Annotated in this window: 3 protein-coding genes; all 3 read right to left on the bottom strand. The window is 56.6% G+C overall.

Annotated elements, in window-relative coordinates:
* A partial coding sequence (locus PMI17_RS25320) for a Clp protease N-terminal domain-containing protein (RefSeq protein WP_007886477.1) occupies positions 1–172 on the bottom strand: 172 nt, incomplete at its 3' end.
* A 331-nt stretch (positions 173–503) separates the two neighbouring features.
* On the bottom strand, positions 504–995 hold the full coding sequence (gene hcp, locus PMI17_RS04145) for a type VI secretion system effector Hcp (RefSeq protein ID WP_007886476.1): 492 nt from the start codon (positions 993–995) through the stop codon (positions 504–506).
* 14 nt (positions 996–1,009) lie between these two features.
* Positions 1,010–1,492, bottom strand: a 483-nt coding sequence (locus PMI17_RS04140) for an OmpA family protein (protein WP_007886475.1), incomplete at its 5' end; no start/stop codon positions are given.

The following is a 1,492-nucleotide window of genomic DNA, read 5'->3' as shown; positions in this document are numbered from 1 at the left end:
GGCGCGCGATGACGGTGATGTCGCCCTCGCCCTGCTCCAGCAGCTTGAGCAGCCAGTGCTCCGGCTGGATTTCAGCGTGCGCACGGGTCTGGCACAGCGACGCGGCAGCCTCAAGCGCCTGGGCGCAGAATGGGTTAAGACGACGCAGCAAGGCGGCTGACTGACTATCCATAGCAAAATTCTCCTGATTGGGGGCACGCTACCGCCCCTCGCCGTGAACCGAAGCGCATAAGGTCAGCAGGTCTGAGGTGGAAATGACTTGTGGTTTCACCCGTCGAAGATGAAATCACCAGGCATCTGGCGTGGTGGGTATTAAGGTCGCCATAAATGGCGACCCTACGATCCGGCGGGTGTAAAAATCTCCGCCCGGCGGAGGGATTACGCTAAATAGTTCGTGTCGCAGGAAGGCGGCAAGCGAGTGCAGCCCCGGGAGCTTACATAAGTAAGTGACCGGGGTGCGCGAGCGCAGCCAACGCACCTGCGGCGCGAAATATGACGCGTAATCAGGCTGTGGCGCGTTCGTTCCACGAATCGGAATGAATAATGTTGCCGTCTTTATAGGTCCAGGTGATTTTTTCGTAGCGCAACTCAATCTGCTCCAGATGGTTGTGCTTCTCTTTCGACGGGTCTTTGACGTCATGCATGATCGGATTGACCTTCACCACCTTCACGTTCTCCAGCTTGGTGTTGAAGTACTCCACTTCCTGGCCGGCATCGCTGATGCGGTACCATTTGAACTCCGCCGACTTCAGCGTCTGGCCGGTGGTGACCGCTTTGTAGAGGTACGGGCTGGACGAGTCGATTTCCTTGGTGAACAGGAACGGCGTGTGAATGCGCGTGCCGGTCAGTTTGCCGGTGTTGTTGTCGGTCGGGATGTACAGGTTGTGTTCCTGTGCCACCACTTCAATGCTGCCTTCGCGATCCTTCACATCAACAGAACCCTTGATGTCCGCGCCGCCGTCGTCCTTCAGCCAGAGATAAACAGGAATTGCCATTGGGATTTCTCCTTTCAGTTTTCAGAACCGTCATCATCCTGTGATGACGGCAAGGTTGTGTCCGGCACATTGCAGGCATCCGCCTGCGGTACCAGACTGATTTCGACACGACGATTGAGCGCACGCCCTTCCGCCGTATCGTTACTCTCAATCGGGCGGCTCTCGCCATAACCCTGCACTGCAAAACAACTTTCCGGCACATCACCGGTATCTCGCATCCAGTCACGCACCGCTTCCGCACGTTTCAGTGACAGCGTCTGGTTCAGCGGCGGATTGCCGGTGTTATCGGTATGGCCGCTGACCACGATCAACCAGCCTGGACGCGCTTTGATACCCACCAGCGAATTTACCAGGAAGCGGGTTGAACCCTCTTTCAGTGCAAATTTGCCGGAGTCGAACAGCGACATGCTGTCGAGACGTATGATTTTCGGTACAGGCTTAGGCTTGGGTGCCGGTTTTGGAACGTAGCTGTCTATGGCTTTTTGCAGCGCCAGCCA

Source organism: Pantoea sp. GM01 (assembly GCF_000282675.1).
Classification (GTDB): Bacteria; Pseudomonadota; Gammaproteobacteria; order Enterobacterales; family Enterobacteriaceae; genus Pantoea; species Pantoea nemavictus.
The sequence above is the reverse complement of the archived record's forward strand: the minus strand, read 5'-3'. Positions and strand labels throughout refer to the sequence as shown.

Excerpts from the sequence above, each read along its gene's own strand:
- hcp (WP_007886476.1), bottom strand. The coding sequence starts at position 995 with ATGGCAATTCCTGTTTATCTCTGGCTGAAGGACGACGGCGGCGCGGAC.